This window comes from Kribbella jejuensis (assembly GCF_006715085.1).
In the GTDB taxonomy this organism is placed as follows: domain Bacteria; phylum Actinomycetota; class Actinomycetes; order Propionibacteriales; family Kribbellaceae; genus Kribbella; species Kribbella jejuensis.
On sequence record NZ_VFMM01000001.1, the window covers coordinates 2057576 to 2073847 of the forward strand.

At 68.9% G+C, this 16272-nt stretch carries 13 protein-coding genes; 5 read left to right on the plus strand and 8 right to left on the minus strand.

Annotated elements, in window-relative coordinates:
- Positions 1-5: 5 nt before the first annotated feature.
- The 3 genes from alr to FB475_RS10070 are packed head-to-tail and all read right to left on the minus strand — an operon-like array spanning position 6 to position 3091.
- Positions 6-1169, minus strand: coding sequence for an alanine racemase (gene alr, locus FB475_RS10060; protein WP_141854690.1), 1164 nt, complete (start codon positions 1167-1169; stop codon positions 6-8).
- 15 nt (positions 1170-1184) lie between these two features.
- Complete coding sequence (locus tag FB475_RS10065; protein ID WP_238332063.1) at positions 1185-1826, minus strand: HAD family hydrolase; 642 nt, start codon at positions 1824-1826, stop codon at positions 1185-1187.
- 56 nt (positions 1827-1882) lie between these two features.
- Positions 1883-3091 (minus strand): GH12 family glycosyl hydrolase domain-containing protein, encoded by a 1209-nt coding sequence (locus tag FB475_RS10070; protein WP_141854693.1) that lies wholly within the window; start codon positions 3089-3091, stop codon positions 1883-1885.
- A gap of 145 nt (positions 3092-3236) precedes the next feature.
- Here FB475_RS10070 and FB475_RS10075 point away from each other — a divergent pair, with 145 nt between their 5' ends.
- The gene (locus FB475_RS10075) at positions 3237-4010 is read left to right on the plus strand and encodes an META domain-containing protein (RefSeq protein WP_238332064.1); all 774 of its coding nucleotides are present in this window, start codon (positions 3237-3239) and stop codon (positions 4008-4010) included.
- On the opposite strand, the gene FB475_RS10080 is transcribed toward FB475_RS10075, so the two are convergent.
- The 3 genes from FB475_RS10080 to FB475_RS10090 form a co-directional block, all read right to left on the minus strand.
- Positions 3994-6936: a PIG-L family deacetylase gene (locus FB475_RS10080; RefSeq protein ID WP_141854695.1), complete on the minus strand. Its 2943-nt coding sequence runs from the start codon at positions 6934-6936 to the stop codon at positions 3994-3996. The genes FB475_RS10075 and FB475_RS10080 overlap by 17 nt on opposite strands.
- Positions 6937-7041: 105 nt before the next feature.
- Positions 7042-8433: an NAD(P)H-hydrate dehydratase gene (locus tag FB475_RS10085; protein ID WP_141854697.1), complete on the minus strand. Its 1392-nt coding sequence runs from the start codon at positions 8431-8433 to the stop codon at positions 7042-7044.
- Positions 8434-8436: 3 nt separating this feature from the next.
- A complete protein-coding gene (locus tag FB475_RS10090) occupies positions 8437-8787 on the minus strand; it encodes a holo-ACP synthase (protein ID WP_141854699.1) in 351 nt (116 codons plus the stop codon).
- A 67-nt stretch (positions 8788-8854) separates the two neighbouring features.
- Between FB475_RS10090 and FB475_RS10095 the strand changes: the two genes are divergently transcribed.
- The gene (locus FB475_RS10095; protein ID WP_185759173.1) at positions 8855-9637 is read left to right on the plus strand and encodes a COG4705 family protein; all 783 of its coding nucleotides are present in this window, start codon (positions 8855-8857) and stop codon (positions 9635-9637) included.
- Here FB475_RS10095 and FB475_RS10100 read toward each other — a convergent pair.
- Positions 9634-10632, minus strand: a complete 999-nt coding sequence (locus tag FB475_RS10100; protein ID WP_141854703.1) for a LacI family DNA-binding transcriptional regulator — start codon at positions 10630-10632, stop codon at positions 9634-9636. The two genes, FB475_RS10095 and FB475_RS10100, sit on opposite strands and share 4 nt — an antisense overlap.
- Before the next feature lie 154 nt (positions 10633-10786).
- On the opposite strand from FB475_RS10100, the gene coaA reads away from it, so the two are divergent.
- On the plus strand, positions 10787-11740 hold the full coding sequence (gene coaA, locus FB475_RS10105) for a type I pantothenate kinase (protein WP_141854705.1): 954 nt from the start codon (positions 10787-10789) through the stop codon (positions 11738-11740).
- Between the two features lie 6 nt (positions 11741-11746).
- Here the strand turns inward: coaA and FB475_RS10110 are convergent, their stop codons facing one another.
- Positions 11747-12910, minus strand: coding sequence for an MFS transporter (locus FB475_RS10110; RefSeq protein ID WP_141854707.1), 1164 nt, complete (start codon positions 12908-12910; stop codon positions 11747-11749).
- Positions 12911-13011: 101 nt separating this feature from the next.
- Here FB475_RS10110 and FB475_RS10115 point away from each other — a divergent pair, with 101 nt between their 5' ends.
- Positions 13012-13560, plus strand: coding sequence for a 4'-phosphopantetheinyl transferase family protein (locus FB475_RS10115; protein ID WP_141854709.1), 549 nt, complete (start codon positions 13012-13014; stop codon positions 13558-13560).
- A 102-nt stretch (positions 13561-13662) separates the two neighbouring features.
- Entirely contained in the window at positions 13663-16263 is a 2601-nt protein-coding gene (locus tag FB475_RS10120) for a glycoside hydrolase family 3 N-terminal domain-containing protein (RefSeq protein WP_185759175.1), read from the plus strand.
- Positions 16264-16272 lie beyond the last annotated feature (9 nt).

Consider the following 16272-nt stretch of genomic DNA (forward strand, 5'->3'; position numbering starts at 1 on the left):
CCGATCTACCTTTCGACTGAGGCGGTCTGAGAGCTGTCGACGTACCTGCGCGGAATCCGGGCGCCCAGGCGGGTGACGATCTCGTAGTTGATGGTGCCGGCCACCTCGGCCCAGTCGTCCGCGGTCGGCTCGCCCGCTGTCCCCGGACCGAACAGCACGACCTCGTCGCCGGCGGCCGCCTCGTCGTCCTCCAGGTTCAGCACGGACTGGTCCATGCAGATCCGGCCGACGATCGTCCGGCGGCGCCCGCCCGCCTGGACCGGTCCGCCATTCGAGGCGTGCCGCGGCAGGCCGTCGCCGTACCCCAGCGGGATCAGGCCGAGTGTCGACGGCCGGGGCGCGGTCCAGGTCAGCCCGTACGAGACGCCGGCGCCCGCGGGCACCCGCTTCACCATCGCGAGCCGGGCCTTCAACGTCATCGCCGGGATCAGGCCGAGCTCGGCCGACGGCAGCGCGTGCCCGAACGGCGAGAGCCCGTACGTCGCGACGCCGGGCCGGACGAGGTTGAAGTGTGTCTCGGGCAGCGCCAGCGTGGCGCCGGAGTTTGCCAGGTGCTTGAACTCGGCCTCGATGCCGAACGACTCGGCGACCTCGATCGCCTCGGTGAACGTGGCCAGCTGGGTCTCGTTCACCGGGCTCTTCGGCTCGTCGGACGACGCCAGGTGCGACCAGATGCCCTTGATCTCGATCCGCCCGGCCGCCTGCGCGCGGACCGCGGCGCGGATCAACGCCGGCCACTCCTCGGGTACGGCGCCGCCGCGCGACATCCCGGTGTCGATCTTGAGGTGCACCCGGGCCGGCCGGTCCTGCCCCGCGGCCGCCAGTTCGTCGATCTCCCAGGGCGCGCTCGCGGACAGGTCGATGCCGGCCTCGACCGCGTCGGCCAGCGGCTCACCCGGTGTGGTCAGCCAGCAGAAGATCGGCCCGGTATCCCCGGCGGCCCGCAGTCCGAGCGCCTCCTCGAGCACCGCGGCCCCGATCCAGTCGGCGCCCGCCTCGCGGGCTGCCCGCGCGACCGGGACCATGCCATGCCCGTACCCGTCGGCCTTCACGACCGTCATCAACTGCGCCCCGCCGGCCCGAGCACGCAGCGTGCTCACGTTGTGGCGGATCGCCGCCAGATCGACGACCGCCTCGGCCCGGACCGGGTGTGACTCAGGAGTAGACATGGTCTTTCCAGTGTCTCAGGCTCCGTCGATGAGGGCGGGCAGGGCCGCCATGTTGTGGAAAACCGTGTCCGCTTTCGAAAGTTTTGCCGGGTCGGTCATGCCGGCGTAGCCGAAGACCTTCATCCCGGCGGCGACCGCGGCGGCGACGCCGAGCGGGCTGTCCTCGATCACCAGACAGTCCGCCGGCTTCACCTCCATCGCCGCGGCCGCGTGCAGGAAGAGATCCGGCGCGGGCTTGCCGTGCTCGACGTCCTCGGCGCTGAAGATCCGCCCCTCGAACCGGTCCAGGAAGCCGACCGCGGTCAGCGCCGTACGGATCCTGCGATGGGTGCCGGACGACGCCAGGCAGTACCGGATGCCGCGCTCGTCCAGGTGATCGAGGACAGCCTCGACCCCCTCGATCGCCTGGAGGTGCGCGAAGGAGTCGAACAGCCGCTGGTGGTACCGGTCCTCGAGATCCGCCGGCAGCGGCCGTCCGAGTCGCGCCTCGGTCTTGCGGCGCATCGACTCCATGGATCCACCCATGAAGTCGCGCACCGTCTCCTCGAACGTGTACGGCAACCCCGCCTCGGTCAGCAGCTCCGCGAGGATCGTGTTCGCCAGCCGCTCGGAATCCACCAGCACGCCGTCGTTGTCGAAGATCACCAGTCCGGTCACACCGGAAACCCTAAGCGGCCACCGCCTGACCGCGGTGGCCGCCTTGGGTGTGGGGGTCAGTTCTCCTGGATCGAGAAATCGTTGAAGGTGAACCGCTGCTTCGCACCGCCGGTGGACACCACCTCGACGCCGTAGTCGACCTGCCAGGTGGTCGCCTTCGGGGCCCAGCCGCGACTCGTCATGTCGTTGAAGAAGCTGGCCAGCGGCATCGTCCCGGACTTCTGCGTGACCTGCGAGACGTACGCGGTGTAGCCGTCGCCGTGCCAGACGTCGTACTTGAAGCCGTCGAAGGTGACCGTGCCGACCTTGTCCCCGGACGGGGTCTGTCCGGAGTTGTCGGTCCAGATCATCAGCTCGTTGTTCAGACCGTCACCGATCCAGACGTCGAACGCGACGTCGAAGATGCAGCCCTTGCAGCTCGCCGGCGTGGTCGCGGCGAACTTGGCCGACTTGATCTTCGACAGCGGGACGTCGTTGTAGTCCTTGTGCACGTTCGGGTACGCCTGGACGCCGTTGTCACCCGGCAGCGGTTGCGTGACGTCCTCGTACCAGTTGTCGTAGTTGCAGGCCGCCATCGTGTACGTGCCGTTGTGGTTGTTCCACATGTTGTTGTGCAGGTAGTACGGACCGAAGTCGCGGCCCTCGCCCTGGTTGTTCGTGGCGGTGGTGACGAACGACGGGTTCGTGCAGGTGCTGCTCGGGCTGCCCGTGCTCGTCGGGGTGGACGTCGGCGGCTTCGTCGGGGTCGACGTGGAATGCGTCGGAGTCGCCGTCGGCGTGCTGGTTGTCGGGGGCTTCGTGGGGGTCTGCGTCGGCGACTTCGTCGGCGTGTTGGTCGGGGTGGGCGCCGGCGTGGTCGGCTGGCCCGCCACCGGGGAGAAGTCGTAGTGCACGGTGTACGTGATCCTGGTGCCGGCGCGGTACGGCTTGCCGTCGTACCGCAGCGCGCGCAACCGGTAGCTCTTGTCCGTCGTCCGGCGGGCGTCGATCGAGATCAGTGCGGGACCGGAGGCGGTCGCCGTGATCGCGACCGGCTTCTGACCGAAACCGTGCAGGACCGTGCATCCGGAGTACTTGTCCAGCACGCAGGTCTCGACGCGGCCGACGTTCGGCAGCAAGGCCGTCGCGGTGTCGGCGGCGTTCGCGGTCGCGACCGGCTGCTGCTTGTTCGCGTGCACGACGATCGGTACGGCGACGAGCGCGCCGACCGCGAGCAACGCCGCGGGGACGAGGATGCGAGTCCGAGGAATTCGGATCGAGGACATGCCAAACCTTCCTGTCTCTTCGTCGATCCCCCAGGAAGATTGGGCCTGACGTTATCGAACCGTGATCACAAGATGTCAACCCCGCACCCCGAATTTACAAAGCCTTCACCTGCAACGAAAACACATTCCTGGGCGTCCCCGGTACGTGAACAAACGGATGATCGCGCTCGCCGCGACCGGCCTGCTCGCGCTGTCGGCCTGCGGAAACGAGCCCGGCCCCGGTGCCGCCGATGCGTTGTCCGGGCGCACCTTCTTGTCCACTTCGGTGGTCGAGAACGGGAAACCGCGGCAGCCGCAACCGAAGGTGCGGCTGCAGTTCACCACCAACGGGCGGATGTCGTGGAATGCCGGCTGCAACACGTCCGAGACCTCGGTGTCGACGGCCGACAACCAACTGGTCCTGGGCAAGGAGATCACCTCGACCGCGATGGGCTGTCTCGGTCCTGCCGCCGACCTCGACAGCTGGATCGGTGGCGTGCTGGGGGCGAAGCCGGACTGGAAGCTCGACGGCAGCAAACTCGTGCTGACGACGAGCAGTACGACGATCTCGCTGCTCGACAAGGAGGCCGCCGAGCCAGATGTCGCGCTCGACGGCACCAAGTGGACGTTGACCTCGGTCGTGACGGGTCAGTCCGCGTCTTCTGAGCCGGGCTTCGACAAGGTCTGGCTGACGCTGAACGGCGAACGCGTGACAGGTTCGACCGGCTGCAACGAGTTCCAGGGCATGGTGGCGACATCCACCGGCAAACTAACGTTCGGCGAACTCGCCACCACCAGGCGCGCCTGCACCGGTCAGGCCGCCGAGCTGGAAACCCTGCTGCTGAAGGGTTTGCAAGGCGACCTGACCTACCGCATCGACGGCTCGACGCTAAGCCTTCGGTCCGCGAACGGAGGACTGGACTTCACCGCCCTACGTTGATGTCGAAGGCCTGGACCTCGTTCTTCGTCGTCTCGTAGGACACCAACAGGTGCCCGCGGTCCTGCAACTGCCGGCGTTGGGCCGCAGTCAACGGGATCGTCCAGTGCTGCACGCCAGGCGTAACGGCCTGCGTCGCCTGCTGGACCAGGTGGCCGCTCATGTCCGGTGACCACGGTGGCGTCGCGCCGTCGGTGATCGCGCACGGCGTGAACCCGTAGTCCGGCGCGGGGTCGGACGTACACGAGGTCGTCCAGACCGGGATCGCCGCGAGCTCGCCCGACGTCAGGAACGCCCGGGCGGTACCGGTCCCCTTCGACGATGTGACGAGTTGTACGCCGCTGCCGGTGACTCCGGCGGACACGATCTTCAGGTCCTCGGTCGGGACCCGTCCGGAGATCGGTACGCCGTTGCGCGCCGACTGGGCGATCGTTTGCGGCGAGAGGGCTCCGTTCAGGTTCGGGTTCGACACGTCCGGCGGCGCCGGGGTGGTCGGGCGGCCCGCGGGCGGGGTGTATCCGGGCAGCGTGGCGATCCCCCAGCGGTACGGGTCGGACTGGACGGACCCGAGCGCCGACCAGCCGAGCCGCGTGCTCATGTCGATGTGCCGGAGCGTCGTCGTACCGGGTGCCGAGGTGTCGTCGTTGTCGTACGGCGTGATGTTCAGGCCGAGGTGGTTCGGGTCGACCGCGGCCGGCAGGTCCGCGAGCGGGATCTTCACCTCGAGGTCGTACCCACCACCGGCGTACGCGTGCGGGACGGTCGTCTGGTTGCTGCCGACCCACTGCGCCGTCGACGCGACCTGGACGCCCGGGGCGTTACCGGTGTCGAGGGCGCCGCTCGAGTAGCCCTGGTGGTTGTCCGCGTCCCGCTCCCAGCACGGGCCGCCGCTCTGGGTGAACGGGAAGATCCCGAGTTTGAACGTGTTCGCGGTGTCCTTCAGGCTCTGCGACGCAGTGCCGCGAGGGTCGAGCAGGATCTCGACCGAGTCCGCCTGCCAGTGGCCGACGCATTCGGCCGGGGTCACGGCGTACGACTGGTAGTCGTCGCGGATGTGGATGAAGAAGTACAGCGCGTCGTCGGACCAGCTGACTTTCGCCGTACTGCCTTCTCCTGTTGACGAAACGCCGCAGTCGTCGACGCCGGTGCAGCCCGAAGCGCCTTGCCAGATCCGGCCGAGATCGAGGGTCGGGCCCGGGTACTCACCCGGCGCCGCCTTCCCGTCGACGACCGGCGAGGCCTGCGGAATCACCGTCGTCGGGACAAGCGTCAGCGTCAGCGTCTCCGTCCCTACACCTCCTGCGTACGACGTTCTGATCGGAAGCGCCACGTTCTGCTGCGCAGGCAGGGTGGTGTCGGTGTTGGTCAGCTTGAACGTCACGGTGACGTCCGCGCCCGGTGCCACGTCGTACGGCTTGTTGTTCGCGTCCACCGAGAAGTTGGCCGGGAGGTCGAGGGAAACGGCGCCGGTCTGCTGCTTGCTCGACCAGTTGTGCACCACGACCGGTACGTCGATCGTCTGCCCGATCCCCATCGACTGGATCGCCTGCGAGCGTCCGAGTCGATCGGCCTGCGGCGCGGTCGTCTGCAGCCACTGGTCGTATTCCTGCCAGTTTCCCCAGCGCTGGAAACGACCTTCCGCGGCGGAAACGATCCGGACCACGTTGTCGGTGTAGCCGGTCGCACGTTTGGTGGTGTAGAGCGCGGAGATCTTCGCGTTCTGGTCGACGGGCGCGGTGGCTGCCGGGGTCACGGTGAACGTGACGTCCGCGCTGGAACCTTCCTTGACCGGCTTCGGCCCGTCCGTCGTCCAGCCGGCCGGCACCGTCAGCTGTACGTTGCCCTTGGCAAGCTTTCCGCGCAGGTGCAGCGTCGCCTGGAACGGTTCACCCGCGACGTTGTAGAACCGGCTGAACGTCAGGTACTCGAGGGTGCCGAGCGGCAGCCCGCCCGGATCGGGTTTCGTCGCGCCGAACAGGATCGCGTCGTCCCGGCCGGCGGCCGGACTGCTGTTCGGCTGGAACGGTACGAACGACTCGGTCATCCCGAACCGCGGACAGCCCGGCGCGGAGACGCCCTTGTACATCACGCGACTCTGCGTCGGGTACGCCGCCCGCCCCTCGTCGGCCACCTGCTGCCAGATCTTCGGCGTACCGGCGGGCTGCCCCTGCGAGTTGCCGGCCGGCCAGGTGTACGGCGAGTTGTACCCGGTCCACACGCCGGCGACCGGGTCGAGGCCCGACGGGGTGAAGCCAGTGGTGCAGTTTGCGGCAGTCGTCGTACCGCCGGTGCCCGCCGTCGAACCGCCGGAGAACACCTTCTTGACCTGCCAGGTGCTGAGTGCGTGTGGCCCCTTCAACTGCTCCGGGAACATGTTCGGGTCGGCGGCCGCGAGGACACCTTCCCAGATCAGCCGGCCGGCCTGCTGGTGGTTGCCGTGCCCGGCGGCGAGCGTCGGCGTGAAGCCGATGTACACCTCGGGCTGCGTCTCACGGATCACCCGGGTGACACGCCGGAGCGTCTCCTGCTCGTCCCAGAAGTACTGCGTCAACGGCGCACTCTGGTTGTAGAAGAAGTCGATCCGGTCGAGGTTGAAGATGTCGATCGTCCCGGACCGGTAGTGCGCGACGCGGTCCTCGTTCTCCCTGCGCAGCCCGAGCGCGGGACCCAGCTCGGTGCCGGCAGCGTTACCGCCACCCTCACCGCGGGTCACCATGATCACGCCGCACTTCACGCCGTACAGCTGATGCCAGACGCCACACGGCCCGATGAAGCTCGTGTCGTCGTCCGGATGGGCCCACTCGCCCATCACGTCGATCTTCGTCTTCGCATCGGCGACGTACTGCTTGGTCTGCTCCCCTTGCGCCTGAGCAGGCACCGGCAGGACAGCCAGCAATCCGAGAACCAAAAGCCCCACAATTCGCTTCACGAGCACACTCCAAAGGCGGCGGAGGCACCAGCAACTATCCAGTCCTACGTCCACCCCCACCCACCCCGCAACACCAAACCGCGCGCCACAAGCACGCAAGTGTGTTCAGCTGAGGAGTAGGCGGGTGGCCTCGGGGAGGGCTTGGGCTACCGCGATTGCTGTGGTGGGGCCGCCGGAGGAGGAGAGGTTGGCGGCCGAGGCGTGCAGGTACGCGCCGACGGCGGCTGCGTCCAGGGGTGTCAGGCCTGCAGCCAACAGAGAGCCACAGAGGCCGGCCAGTACGTCGCCCGCCCCGGCCGTGGCGAGCCACGGCGTCGCGTTGGTGTTGACCCGGACCTCGCCGTCCGGACCGGCGATGACTGTCGTGGCGCCTTTGAGCAGCACGGTGACGTCGAAGCGCTCGGCCGCGAGCCGCGCGTACTTCAACCGCTCGGCCTCCACGGTCGCCCGCTCGACGCCGAGTAGCCGGGCGAGCTCACCGGCATGCGGCGTCGCCAGCACGTCGACGTGGTCGCCGGAGTCGTCGAGCGCCTTCAGCCCGTCGGCATCCAGGACGACGGGTTCGTCGGCGTCGAGCAGTTCACGGATCCGCGGCACGTCGAGCTCGTCGCCCAGCCCTGAGCCGATCGTCCACGCCTGCACCCGCCCATCGCCGACGACCTCCGGATGCGCTTCCCGTACCGCGGCGGCAACCGCGTCCGGGCCGACGTACCGGACCATGCCGATCGGGCCGGCCAGCGCTCCGGTGGTGGCGATGACGGCGGCGCCCGGGTACTGCGGCGAGCCGACCATCAGGCCGAGCACGCCGCGGGAGTACTTGTCGGACTCGCCGTGCGGGATCGGGTACAGCGCTCGGACGTCGGCCGCCTGCAGCGACTGCACCTCGGCGGGCGGGAGGTCGAGCCCGATGTCGATCAGATGCACCGGCCCGCACGCCGACGCGGCGGGATCGACGAGATGGCAGATCTTGTGGGTGCCGAAGGTGACGGTGAGCGCCGCCCGCACATGCGGTTCCGGCGTCTCCCCGGTATCGACGTCCACGCCCGACGGCGTGTCAACAGCAACGATCGGTACGCCGTACTGCTCGGCCAGCTGCACCGCCGCCAACGCATCCGGCCGCAAGCCCGGCCGCCCGCCGATCCCCACGATCCCGTCGAGCACCACATCCGCGCTCACGATGTCCGAGGTCGCCCCGACCCGCCCGCCGACAGCCAGCAACGCCGCGAGTCCGCCCGGATGCGCGTGGGACGACAGCAGTACGGCGGTCACCTGGGCGCCACGCCGCGCCAACCGGGCTCCGGCGTACAACGCGTCGCCGCCGTTGTCCCCCGACCCGATCAGCAGCACCACCCGAGCGCCGTAGGTACCGCCCAAGAAGTTGCTGACAGCAACAGCCAGCCCGGCCGCCGCCCGCTGCATCAACGTGCCTTCAGGGAGCTTGGCCATCAGCGCGGCCTCAGCCGCCCGGACCTGCTCGACCGTGTGCGCCTGACGCATCGCTCAACCCTCCAGGACGACGACCGCGGACGCGATCCCCGCGTCATGACTGAGCGACAGATGCAGGCTCTGCACGCCGAGCTTCGCCGCCTGCGCCGCGACCGTCCCGGTGATCTCGAGCCAGGGCCGCCCGGTCTCGTCGGTCTGCACCTCGGCGTCGTGCCAGTGCATCCCGCCCGGCGCACCCAGCGCCTTCGCCAGCGCCTCCTTGGCCGCGAACCGTGCCGCCAGCGAGGCGGGCGGCTTCACCGCCTCGACCGCGGTGAAGACGCGGTCCCGCAACCCCGGCGTCCGCTCGAGCGTCCGCATGAACCGATCCACGTCGACCACATCGATGCCCACGCCGACGATCATGTCCCTCACCTTAGGGCACGCCGCCGATCAGCCGCTTCTCAGCTTCGGACATCTACGCTCGCGCACCATGCGAACACGAGTGTTCCCGGCTCCGAAGGTACCCGCGGTCTTCGTGATGTTCTGGGTGGTCAAGCTGCTCACCACCGGCATCGGCGAGACCGCATCGGACTATCTCGGCAGCGTCAGCATCCCGCTGGCCGGCGTCATCGGGATCGGCACCTTCGGCACCGCCCTCTACCTGCAACTCAAGGCCGACACCTACCACCCGGTGCGCTACTGGGTCACCGTCCTCGGCGTCGCGCTGTTCGGCACGATGATCGCCGACGGACCACATGTGGCCCTCGGTACGCCGTACTGGTTCGACTCGATCGTCTACCTCGTACTGCTCTGCGGGCTGCTCACCTGGTGGCGCCGCAGCGAAGGCACCATCTCGGTGCACTCGATCACCACGGCTCGGCGCGAGCGGTTCTACTGGGGCGTCGTGCTGCTCACCTTCGGCCTCGGTACGGCGGTCGGCGACGCGACCGCGATCGACTTCGGCCTCGGTTTCACCTGGTCGATCGTACTGTTCGCCGTACTCATCGTCGTACCGCTCGGTCTGTGGAAGCTCGGCCTGAACGTCACCGTCGCGTTCTGGGCGTCGTACGTACTGACCCGCCCGCTCGGCGCGTCGATCGCCGACTGGCTCGGCAAACCCACCCACGACGGCGGCGTCGGCTGGGGCATCGGCCCTGTCACCCTGGTCGGACTGCTGCTGTTCGCGGCCTTCGTCACCTACCTTGCCGTGACGCACAGCGATGTCGACCACGCCCGCTCCGTCGAGCGCGAACCGGTCGACTCGCGGTCCTAGGCCGGGCCGGTGGACTGCCGGACCCTCATCTCGACGGCCAGGTCCAGCCGGAGCGCGGCCGGTGTCTTGCCGCGGGACAGGTCGAGGACGACGCGCGCCGCGAGCTCGGCCATCTGGTGCAGCGGTTGGTGGACCGTGGTCAGCGCAGGGGTGACCCATTGCGCGAGCGGCAGATCGTCGTACCCGACCACGGACAGGTCGCGGGGAACATCGAGGCCGAGCTCGCGGGCAGCCTGGTAGACGCCCAGCGCCTGCATGTCACTGCCGGCGAAGATCGCGGTCGGTGGGTGGGGTTCGCGGAGCAGGGCGAGCGCCTCGCGGTACCCGCCGCCGACCGAGAAGTCGCCCCAGCGGATCAGCGCCGGGTCGCCGTCGGCGCCGGTCGAGCGCAGCGCGTCGGTGTACCCGTCGACGCGCTGCCGCGAGCACAGCGTGTCGATCGGGCCGCCGATCATCCCGATCCGCTCGTGGCCGAGGGTGCGCAGATGGGTGGTCGCCATCCGGCCGCCGTTCCAGTTCGCGGAGCCGATCGACGGTACGTCGTCCCCGACGTCGCCGACCGGGTCGACCACGACGAACGGGATCCGCCGGGTCTCCAGCTGTGCCCGCTGCTCGGCGTCCAGGTCGGAGAACACCATGATCACGCCGAGCGGGCGCCGGTTGAGCACCGACTCGATCCACTCCTGCCGCGGGCGCAGCGCACCGCCGCACTCGGACAGTACGAGCTCGACGCCCTCGGACCGGGCGACCTGCTCGACGCCGCGGATCAGTTCCATCGCCCACTCGCCGCCGAGCTGGCTGAACACCAGGTCGATCATCGGCCCGGCCGCCGTACTCGCGCTCCGCCGCCGGTAGCCGTGCTCCTGGATCAGGCTCTCGATCCGCGCCCGGGTCGCCGCGGCGACGTCCGAGCGCCCGTTCAGCACCTTGGACACGGTCGGCACCGAGACTCCGGCCTGCTCCGCAATTTTCGCAATCGTCGGCCGCTCGTCCACCGCACCTCCCGCTCCGAAACTTTCGGCTCACCCTACCTGTGGGTGGTCCGGTGACCGAAAGTTTCGGGATCGAGCCCTGTTGTGGCACAGCTGAGACCAAGGCCACGCTCGCCCGATGTGGGTGCATCCGGCGCCGGTGGGAAGAATGGGCCTCATGCTGCAGCCGTCGCGGGAGGTGACTCCCTACACCGAGCTCGACCGGGCCACCTGGGCCCAGTTGGCCGAAACCACGATCTCGCCGCTGACAGCTGACGAGGTGGAACGGCTGCGCGGCCTCGGTGACGAGATCGACATGGACGAGGTCCGGGAGGTGTACCTGCCGCTGTCCCGGATCCTGTCGCTGTACGTCCGGCACGCCCGCGCGCTGCACGCCGACACCGAGAGCTTCCTCGGCAAACCCGCCGCCACCCGCACGCCGTTCGTGATCGGGATCGGCGGATCCGTTGCCGTCGGCAAGTCGACGACCGCGCGGCTGCTCCGCGAACTGCTGGCCCGCTGGCCCGAGCACCCGCGAGTCGCGCTCGTCACCACCGACGGGTTCCTCTGGCCGAACGCCGAACTCGAGCGCCGCAACCTGATGCAGCGCAAGGGTTTCCCGGAGTCGTACGACCGGAAATCGCTGTTGCGCTTCGTGGTCGAGGTGAAGTCCGGCATCGACACCGTCGAGGCGCCGGTGTACTCGCACCTGCACTACGACCGGATGAGCGGTGTCCGGACAACGGTCGAGCAGCCGGACATCCTGCTCCTCGAGGGCCTGAACGTCCTGCAGCCGGCGCCCCGGCACGCGGACGGCAAGAGCGGCCTCGCGGTCAGCGACTTCTTCGACTTCTCGGTCTACGTCGACGCCGCGGCCGACGACATCCGGTCCTGGTACGTCGCACGTTTCCTGAAACTCTGGGAGACGGCGTTCCGCAACCCCGAGTCGTACTTCGTCCGGTACGGCGAACTCAGCCGCGCCGAGGCGATCAAGAAGGCCGAGTCGCTCTGGGACGGCATCAACGGCCCGAACCTGCGCGAGAACATCCTCCCGACCCGATCGCGCGCCACGCTCGTGCTTCGGAAGGGCCCCGACCACGCCGTCCGCTGGGTCCGGCTCCGGAAGCTCTGACCCGGCTCAGGCCGAGGCTTTGACCGCCGGTAAGACGGCGACCGCCACGACCGCCGCGGTCATCGCGAAGGCGGCCGGGTAGCCGACCCCGGAAACGACCAGTCCGAAAACGATGGCGCCGAGGCCCCAGCCACCGTCGTACGCGAGATTCCAGAGCGCGCTGACCTGGCCGTAGCGGCTGCGGTCGACCCGGTTGTACATCAGGCTCAGGGTCAGGTTCTGCGCGGCGCCGAAGCCGCTGCCGAAGCAGACCGAGCCGATCAGGATCGCGACCGGGCTGGGCAGGAAGACGAGCGATCCGGCGCCGATCGCGGCGAGCACGAGCACGGGCGCGAGCAGTTTGGCCGCGCCGATCCGGTCCGCGTACCGGCCGGCCAGCCACCGGGCCAATGGCGCCGCGATCGCCTGGAGCAGCAGGGCTGTCGCGACCATCGACTGCTTGCTAGGGGCAACGGCCAGCGGGAGGAAGGTCACGCTGATGCCGGCTGCGACGGTGACCGCGGCGAAGACGAGCGACGGCATCAGCAGACCGCTTCGCCGTACGCCGCCGAGCACCTGGACGTGCTGCTCTTCGGTGCCGGCCGTGGCGGGCAGTCCGATCAGCATCACGAGTCCCGCCAGCGAGGTGACCGCGGCGAGAACGAACAGCGCGTCGAAGCCGATCACGTGGCCGAGGTACACGCCGAGCGGCAAACCGATCACCGCGGGAATGCCGACCGCCACGCCGTACACGCCGAGCGCTTCGCTGCGCCGGGTCGGCGGGGTGAGGTCCGCGATCAGCGCGACCGCGCCGACGACCAGGATCGCGAGGCCCGCGCCGCGGACGATGCACACGGCGAGGACGAGCGGCAGCGCTGCGGTCGCGAGCAGGATCAGTGACGGTGCGCCGAGGAGGACGAGTCCGAGGCCGAGGACCAGCTGGTAGCCCCAGCGGGCGAGCATCCGGGTGATCAGCAACTCGACGGACACCGCGGAGAACATCGTCGCGGCAGTGGACAGCCCGGCACCGATCCCGCCGGCACCGTTGGCCGCGAGGTAGAGCGGGACGACCGAGGTCAGCAGGTAGATGCTGAGCCCCGAACCGAACACCATCGCCAGCAGCCGGACGAACCGGGCGTCCAGCAGGCGGTCGGTTACCAGGGCTGTGGTGGTCTCGCAGGCGGTGGTCATAACTCGACGGTAGGGAGCTACCGGTACGGCCTACAGATCCAGTTATCGACCCGCCGAGAGGACCAGTTCGATCAACTTGTCGACAAGTTATCTTTCTTGGCGTGGTCAGCCCGGTGCACGTCCGATCAGCAATGGCCGGCGTCGAGCCCAGATCGGCCGCCCACTCGCTGCTGCTCGAGCTCGCGAGCACTCTCGTCGGTCGACCGGCGCTGACACATGACGACTCCGGCCGACCGCACATCTCAGGGCTGGCCGTGAGCATCAGCTACTCGCGGCATCGGGTCGCCGTCGCCGCATCGCACGAGGGGCCGGTGGGCATCGACCTCGAAGAGGTTCAGCCGCGCGACTTCCGGCCACTGGCCGACCGTTGGTTCACCCAACGCGAATTGGAATGGATGGGGCAACAGCCGGACCAGCCGATTGCCTTTCTGCGCCTGTGGACAGCGAAGGAAGCCGTTGGTAAGGCCCTCGGCCTCGGTCTACGCCAATCCGGCCTCCGCCGGGAGATGCCGCTCGACGGCGGCCCGGTCCCGTCCGCCCCTGGGCTCTCGGTGACGCGCCTGCTCTGGGTAGGCGGCGTACTCGCGGTGGCGGCACCGAACGGCGCGACTGTCGACCAAGGCGTCCCACCATCTGTCACCGACTCTTGACCCATCGTGCGCGTGTGGGTAACTTTCGCGTCGCGGGGGAGTATCTGTAATTCAATTACCTTGGCGTTCGCCCTGCCCGCCCGGAACGAGTTGGTGACACCGATGGAACTGACCCGACGCCAGACCCTCGGACTCGCGGCGGCCGCCGTCGCCGGATCGACGGTCGCCGGCACCGCCCCCTCCGCAGCAGTCCCCGCCGCCGCAGCCGACACCGCCGACACAGCCAACACCGCCCACCCGGATCGCTGGGTCCGGGACAAGCTCCGGCGGATGACGCTGGAGCAGAAGGTCGGCCAGCTGTTCGTCTGCTACGCGTACGGCCCGACGGCCGGCACCGCCGACGCCCGCAACACCAGCCTGTACGGCGTCGCGACCCCGGCCGAGGTGGTCGCGAAGTACCACCTGGGCGGCGTCATCTACTTCACCTGGACCGACTCGGTCCGCAACCCGGAGCAGATCGCCGGCCTGTCGAACGGCCTGCAGGCCGCGGCGCTCGCGGACACGGGGATCCCGCTGCAGATCGGCACCGACCAGGAGTACGGCTCGGTGGTCCGGGTCGGGCCGCCGGCCACCCAGTTCCCCGGCGGGATGGCGCTCGGCGCGACCCGCTCCCCCGCGTTCGCCCGGTCGGCCGGCGCGATCGCGGGCCGGGAACTGAGGGCGCTCGGCATCACCACGGACTTCGCGCCGGACGCGGACGTCAACGTCAATCCGCTGAACCCGGTGATCGGCGTCCGGTCGATCTCGTCGGACCCAGCGCTGGTCGCGCAGCTCGTCGCGGCGCAGGTGAAGGGCTACCAGCGCGACGGCCGGATCGTCTCCACCGCGAAGCACTTCCCCGGCCACGGCGACACCGCGACCGACAGCCACACCGGCATCCCAGTGATCGGCCACAGCCGCGAGGAGTGGACCCGGATCGACCTGCCGCCGTTCCAGGCCGCGATCCGGGCCGGGATCCACTCGATCATGACCGCGCACATCGTGGTCCCGGCGCTGGACCCGTCCGGCGATCCGGCCACCCTCAGCCGGCCGATCCTGACCGGCATCCTGCGCCGGCAGCTCCGTTTCGACGGCGTGGTGATCACCGACTCGCTCGGAATGCAGGGCGTCCGGGACAAGTACGGCGACGCGGAAATCCCGCTCCGCGCGATCGAGGCGGGTGTCGACCAACTGCTGATGCCGGTCGATCCGGGCCTGGCGTACAACTCGGTCCTGAATGCCGTCCGGGCCGGCCGGATCAGCGAAGCGCGGATCGACGAAAGCGTGCAACGCATTCTGACACTGAAATACGACACCGGACTCGTCGAGCAACCGTACGTCGATGTATCCCGGGTCCTGAAGGTCGTCGGTACGCCGGCCGGCACAGCAGAGGCCCAACGGATCGCGGACCGCAGTACGACGCTGCTCCGCAACGACGCTGCTCTACTACCGCTTTCCCCCGGGCCGCGGAAGGTGCTCGTCACCGGGTACAGCCCCGCCGCTGTGGCGACCGCACTGCAGAAGCGCGGCGCGACCACGATCGTGAAGGACACCGGTACGACGCCGTCCGACGCGAAGATCACCGACGCGCTGGCCGCCGCGTCGGCCGCCGACCTGACCGTTGTGCTGACCAACAAAGCCTGGGACACCGAGGTCACGGACAAGCTGGCCAAGCAGCAGAAACTCGTCAACGGCCTGCTCGCCGCAGGCGGCCCGGTGGTCGTCGTACCGGTCCGGGATCCGTACGACGTCGCGTACTTCGACGCACCGCAGACCGCGCTCGTCACGTACGGAAGCACCGTGGTGTCGATGGAGGCGCTCGCCAAGGTGCTGTACGGCGAGATCGCGCCGGCCGGAAAGCTCCCGGTCGAGATTCCGGCCCATCCGGAAACGACTGAAACGCTCTTCCCGTTCGGGCACGGGCTGACCTTCGATCCGCGGGACACCCGATTGACTGTTGCCTCGTACAACATTCATGCCGGCGCCGGGGAGGACAATGTTTTCGATCTCGACCGGACCGCCCGGGCGTTGAAGGCGCTGGACGCGGACGTGATCGGGTTGCAGGAGGTCGACGTCCACTGGGACAAGCGCAGCAACTGGCTGGACACGATCGCGGAGCTGGCCACACGGTTGGGGATGTACCCCGCGTTCGCGCCGATCTACGACCTCGATCCGCCGGCCGCAGGTCAGCCTCGGCGGCAGTACGGCGTCGGCGTCCTGTCCCGGTTCCCGCTCGTCAACGTCGAGAACCATTCGATCACCCGGCTGTCCACGCAGGACCCGAATCCGGTGCCGGCTCCGGCGCCCGGTTTCCTCGAGGTCGAGATCGAGGTTCGCGGGCGGCGGGTGCATGTCTATTGCACGCATCTGGATTACCGCGCTGATCCGACCGTGCGGCGAATGCAGGTTGCGGACACTCTCGCCATACTTGCCCAGGACCCTTCGGCCGAGCTGCAGATTCTGGTCGGGGACTTCAATGCCGAGCCTCGAGCACCGGAGCTCGCCCCGTTGTGGACGCGATTGACCGACTCGTGGACCGCGGCGGCAGCAACTACGGGCGGTCCGTTCACTTATCCGGCGGTTGCTGCGAGCAAGCGGATCGATTTCGTGACCGTTGGCGCGGGCCTGCACGTCCGCAAAGCCCAAGTACCCGCCGAGGTTCCGCTTGCCGAAGCGGCCAGTGACCACCGGCCGATGATTGCCGACCTCTCGTTCCGTTCCTGAGGAGACCGA

Coding starts and splice junctions, on each gene's coding strand:
- FB475_RS10085 (WP_141854697.1), bottom strand. CDS start 8,433: ATGCGTCAGGCGCACACGGTCGAGCAGGTCCGGGCGGCTGAGGCCGCG.
- coaA (WP_141854705.1), top strand. CDS start 10,787: ATGCTGCAGCCGTCGCGGGAGGTGACTCCCTACACCGAGCTCGACCGG.
- FB475_RS10070 (WP_141854693.1), bottom strand. CDS start 3,091: ATGTCCTCGATCCGAATTCCTCGGACTCGCATCCTCGTCCCCGCGGCG.
- FB475_RS10120 (WP_185759175.1), top strand. CDS start 13,663: ATGGAACTGACCCGACGCCAGACCCTCGGACTCGCGGCGGCCGCCGTC.
- FB475_RS10110 (WP_141854707.1), bottom strand. CDS start 12,910: ATGACCACCGCCTGCGAGACCACCACAGCCCTGGTAACCGACCGCCTG.
- alr (WP_141854690.1), bottom strand. CDS start 1,169: ATGTCTACTCCTGAGTCACACCCGGTCCGGGCCGAGGCGGTCGTCGAT.
- FB475_RS10090 (WP_141854699.1), bottom strand. CDS start 8,787: ATGATCGTCGGCGTGGGCATCGATGTGGTCGACGTGGATCGGTTCATG.
- FB475_RS10095 (WP_185759173.1), top strand. CDS start 8,855: ATGCGAACACGAGTGTTCCCGGCTCCGAAGGTACCCGCGGTCTTCGTG.